The organism is Clostridium beijerinckii (assembly GCA_003129525.1).
GTDB classification, from domain to species: Bacteria; Bacillota; Clostridia; order Clostridiales; family Clostridiaceae; genus Clostridium; species Clostridium beijerinckii_D.
Map to the genome: position 1 here is coordinate 790,001 of CP029329.1, position 5,000 is coordinate 795,000.

Here is a 5,000-nt window from a genome sequence, read left to right on the forward strand (position 1 = left end):
ACCATCGGCGCTATAGACCTTAACTTTCCTGTTCGGAATGGGAAGGAGTGTTACCTCTATGCCATCGTCACGAGATTATATGAGTTTCTAAATATTCGATTCAGTTAGATGAACTTATGCAAATTGGCTTATAATTTGTATTTCTTTTTCTAACTTCGAATTTATATTATCTTGTCGAATATTTGTCTCAACAAGATATGATTATACATGTTATATCATATCTTGTCAACATTTATCTAAAATAAATATTAATTTATTTTTTTAGACAAGGATTTTATTAATGCTACTGATTTTTTAAATTTATTTAATTCATCATTTGTCATATGTATTTCTACAACTTCCTTAACTCCATTTGCGTTTAAAACAGCAGGCACTCCACAAAAAACATCGTTTTCTCCATATTCACCTTCTAGTAACGTAGATACTGGTATGATTTTATTTTCATCATTCATAATTGCTTTAATTATTCCAACTGTTGCTGTTGCAATTCCATAATAAGTTGTCCCTTTTCTATTATATACTTCCCATCCAGCTTTGGCTGTCTCCAACACTAATTTATCTAAATCAACATCTCCAACTCTATCTTTGTTGTCTTTTAATATTTCATAAAATGATTTTCCACCAACTGTCACATGTGACCAAGGTACCATTTGAGAATCTCCATGTTCACCCATTGAATATGCTTGAATACTTCGCGGATCCACATTTAATAACTCTCCAATGAAATTCTTTAATCTTGCTGAATCAACTGAAGTCCCAGTGCCTATAATATGATTTTTAGGCAATCCTGATATCTTATAAACATGATATGCAATCATATCAACTGGATTTGAAATAACAATAAAATGACCCCTGAATCCACTCTTCATTATTGGATCTACGATAGATTCAACTATTTTAGCCGATAACTCTAATGTATCTATTCTTGTCTGACCAGGCTTGGGTGGTGCACCTGCTGTTATTACTATAACATCTACATCTCTGCATTGATCATAACTCCCTCTAACAACCTTTGTATTTCTATTTAAGTATTCAATACAATGATTTAAATCCATAACCTCGCCAAGTGCTTTCTCTTCATTTATATCAATCATTAATATCTCATCACAAACTCCTTGTGTTATTAAACTAAACGCTGTGCTTGAACCTACTAAGCCTGTTCCTATAATAGCAACCTTACTTTTCTTTAAACTCATATATAGTTCTCCTTCAAAATTATTATTTAAATTTATATTATTCTTATTCTCTAATTAATTACTTTTTTGAATTTGCTAAATTTACTTATAATACTTATTATAAATGATAAGAGTATTATATCAACTTTATATTGCTCTTATACATTTGATTAGAATCTAATACATTATTTAATTCACAAAAACATGATAATCCTGTGGATTAGTGTTTAAAATATGTTGATAAACTTATAATTTAAGTATATTTAATTATAAAGCAAAAAAAGACTGTTAAAAATAATTTTTAACAATCTTCACTCTGGTGCGTCATCAGGGATTCGAACCCTGGACACCCTGATTAAGAGTCAGGTGCTCTACCAACTGAGCTAATCACGCAAATCTTACCTCGCAACGTCCTACTCTGCCACACAGTCACCCGTGCAGTACCATCGGCGCTATAGACCTTAACTGTCCTGTTCGGAATGGGAAGGAGTGTTACCTCTATGCCATCGTCACGAGATGCTTGTTTTTCCCAAATCTACGATTTGGTTGAAAAACTGCACACCAACGAACGCATGTGAGTTAGTGTTTCCTTTAAAGAAAACTGACTCAAACTATCGTTTGTGTTATTTTATTGAAAGAATTGTTCTTTCAAAATTGCATATAGAATTAATGTATATTTTACAACTTGATTATATATTGGTCAAGCCCTCGACCTATTAGTATCAGTCAGCTAAATATGTTACCATACTTACACCTCTGACCTATCAACCTTGTAGTCTTCAAGGGGTCTTACTAGCTTACGCTATGGGAAATCTAATCTTGAGGTTGGCTTCACACTTAGATGCTTTCAGCGTTTATCCATTCCCGACTTAGCTACCCAGCTATGCTTCTGGCGAAACAACTGGTACACCATAGGTCAGTCCATCCCGGTCCTCTCGTACTAAGGACAGCTCCTCTCAAATTTCCTACGCCCGCGACGGATAGGGACCGAACTGTCTCACGACGTTCTGAACCCAGCTCGCGTGCCGCTTTAATGGGCGAACAGCCCAACCCTTGGGACCTACTTCAGCCCCAGGATGCGACGAGCCGACATCGAGGTGCCAAACCTCCCCGTCGATGTGAACTCTTGGGGGAGATCAGCCTGTTATCCCCGAGGTAGCTTTTATCCGTTGAGCGATGGCCCTCCCACGAGGTACCACCGGATCACTAAGCCCGACTTTCGTCCCTGCTCCACTTGTAGGTGTCGCAGTCAGGCTCCCTTCTGCCTTTGCACTCTTCGAACGATTTCCGACCGTTCTGAGGGAACCTTTGGGCGCCTCCGTTACATTTTAGGAGGCGACCGCCCCAGTCAAACTGCCCACCTAACAATGTCCTGTCACCAGTTTCATGGCATCCAGTTAGAACTTCAATACTATCAGGGTGGTATCCCAACAACGACTCCACCAAAGCTGACGCTCTGGTTTCCCAGTCTCCCACCTATCCTGTACAGACAATACCGAAATTCAATGCTAAGCTACAGTAAAGCTCTACGGGGTCTTTCCGTCCAATCGCGGGTAGCGAGCATCTTCACTCGCACTACAACTTCGCCGGATTTGCAGTTGAGACAGTGCACAAGTCATTACGCCATTCGTGCGGGTCAGAACTTACCTGACAAGGAATTTCGCTACCTTAGGACCGTTATAGTTACGGCCGCCGTTTACTGGGGCTTAAGTTCACACCTTCGCGTTACCGCTAAGCATTCCCCTTAACCTTCCAGCACCGGGCAGGCGTCAGCCCCTATACATCAGCTTACGCTTTAGCAGAGACCTGTGTTTTTGTTAAACAGTTGCTTGTGCCTATTCTCTGCGGCCTGCATTGCTGCAGGCACCCCTTCTCCCGAAGTTACGGGGTCAATTTGCCTAGTTCCTTAACTGCAATTCTTCCGTCGGCCTTAGGATTCTCTCCTCATCTACCTGTGTCGGTTTGCGGTACGGGCACTACTTCTCTTTCTAGATGCTTTTCTTGGAAGCATGGAATCAGATACTTCGGTTCCGTAGAACCTTCCCCATCACGCCTCAGAATTGTTAGAACGGATTTGCCTATCCTAACTCCCTAAACGCTTAGACTAGCATCCAATAGCTAGCACATCCTATCCTTCTCCGTCACACCATCGATAATAACGATTGTAGTGGTATTGGAATATCAACCAATTGTCCATCGACTACGCCTTTCGGCCTCGCCTTAGGTCCCGACTAACCCTGAGAAGACAAACTTTACTCAGGAAACCTTAGATATTCGGCCTGTAAGATTCTCACTTACATCTCGCTACTAATGCCAACATTCTCACTCGTAATCAGTCCACCGCTCCTTACGGTACGACTTCAGCCCGATTACGACGCTCCTCTACCGCTCACAATAAATTGTGAACCCGTAGCTTCGGTGGTAAGTTTGAGCCCCGGACATTTTCGGCGCAGGATCTCTTGACTAGTGAGCTATTACGCACTCTTTTAATGAGTGGCTGCTTCTAAGCCAACATCCTAGTTGTCTTAGAAATCCCACATCCTTTTCCACTTAACTTACACTTTGGGACCTTAGCTGACGATCTGGGCTGTTTCCCTTTTGACCATGGAACTTATCTTTCACAGTCTGACTGCCGGACTGATAGTATATGGCATTCGGAGTTTGATAAGGTTCGGTAAGCGCTATGCCCCTAGCCTATTCAGTGCTCTACCTCCACTACTCACATTTTCCGACGCTAGCCCTAAAGCTATTTCGAGGAGAACCAGCTATATCCGAGTTCGATTGGAATTTCTCCGCTATCCACAGCTCATCCCATGCTTTTTCAACAGCAACGTGGTTCGGTCCTCCACGAGGTTTTACCCTCGCTTCAACCTGGCCATGGATAGGTCACCCGGTTTCGGGTCTACAGCATGCAACTAGTCGCCCTATTAAGACTTGGTTTCCCTTCGGCTCCGTACCTTAAGTACTTAACCTCGCTACATACCGTAACTCGTTGGCTCGTTCTACAAAAAGCACATCATCACACACATATGGTGCTTTGATCGGTTGTAGGCATATGGTTTCAGGTTCTATTTCACTCCCCTCCCGGGGTTCTTTTCACCTTTCCCTCACGGTACTGCTTCACTATCGGTCATCAGGTAGTATTTAGCCTTGGGAGGTGGTCCTCCCTGCTTCCCACAAGGTTTCACGTGTCTCGTGGTACTCTGGTGCAGAACTGATTATCATAATTTTCATCTACGGGACTATTACCCCCTACGGTCTAACTTTCCAGTTATGTTCGATTAACCATGATTTCTCGTTATGTTCTGTCCGCAACCCCAGAAATAAATTTCTGGTTTGGGCTCTTTCCTTTTCGCTCGCCGCTACTAAGAAAATCGATTTTTCTTTCTCTTCCTCCAGGTACTTAGATGTTTCAGTTCCCTGGGTTTACCTTCATAAAGCTATGTATTCACTTTACGATACATGGGGTTTCCCATGTGAGTTTCCTCATTCGGAAATCTTCGGATCTCTGACTATGTGCGTCTACCCGAAGCTTATCGCAGCTTATCGCGTCCTTCATCGGCTCCTGATGCCAAGGCATTCACCATACGCCCTTTGTAGCTTGACCTTTTATTTACAAATTAATATACATTTTGTGTATATAGCGATATATACCCAAAGATTGTTTACAATTTGTTTATCTATAATCATTTCACAAAGAATATAATTCTTGGCTTTGTTGTATTTTATACATTAATCTATATGCAATTTTCAAAGAACATCTTCAATTTCACTATTTAAAGCAAAATTTTTTTTGAAAGACTTAGTCTTTCAAAATTGAACAGA

At 41.3% G+C, this 5,000-nt stretch carries 1 protein-coding gene, 1 tRNA gene and 3 rRNA genes (1 of these 5 cut by a window edge); all 5 read right to left on the reverse strand.

The features are described from left to right. Positions 1-75, reverse strand: a 5S ribosomal RNA gene (rrf, locus tag DIC82_03195); it reaches 42 nt to the left of the window's first position. Positions 76-248: 173 nt separating this feature from the next. Continuing rightward, positions 249-1,196 carry an L-lactate dehydrogenase gene (locus tag DIC82_03200; GenBank protein AWK50147.1) on the reverse strand — a complete coding sequence of 316 codons (948 nt, stop codon included), beginning with the start codon at positions 1,194-1,196 and terminating at the stop codon, positions 249-251. 296 nt (positions 1,197-1,492) lie between these two features. Next, positions 1,493-1,568 (reverse strand) — tRNA-Lys (locus DIC82_03205). Positions 1,569-1,575: 7 nt separating this feature from the next. Beyond that, a 5S ribosomal RNA gene (gene rrf / locus DIC82_03210) occupies positions 1,576-1,692 on the reverse strand. 178 nt (positions 1,693-1,870) lie between these two features. After that, a 23S ribosomal RNA gene (locus tag DIC82_03215) occupies positions 1,871-4,783 on the reverse strand. Positions 4,784-5,000 lie beyond the last annotated feature (217 nt).

Excerpts from the sequence above, each read along its gene's own strand:
- DIC82_03200 (AWK50147.1), bottom strand. The coding sequence starts at position 1,196 with ATGAGTTTAAAGAAAAGTAAGGTTGCTATTATAGGAACAGGCTTAGTA.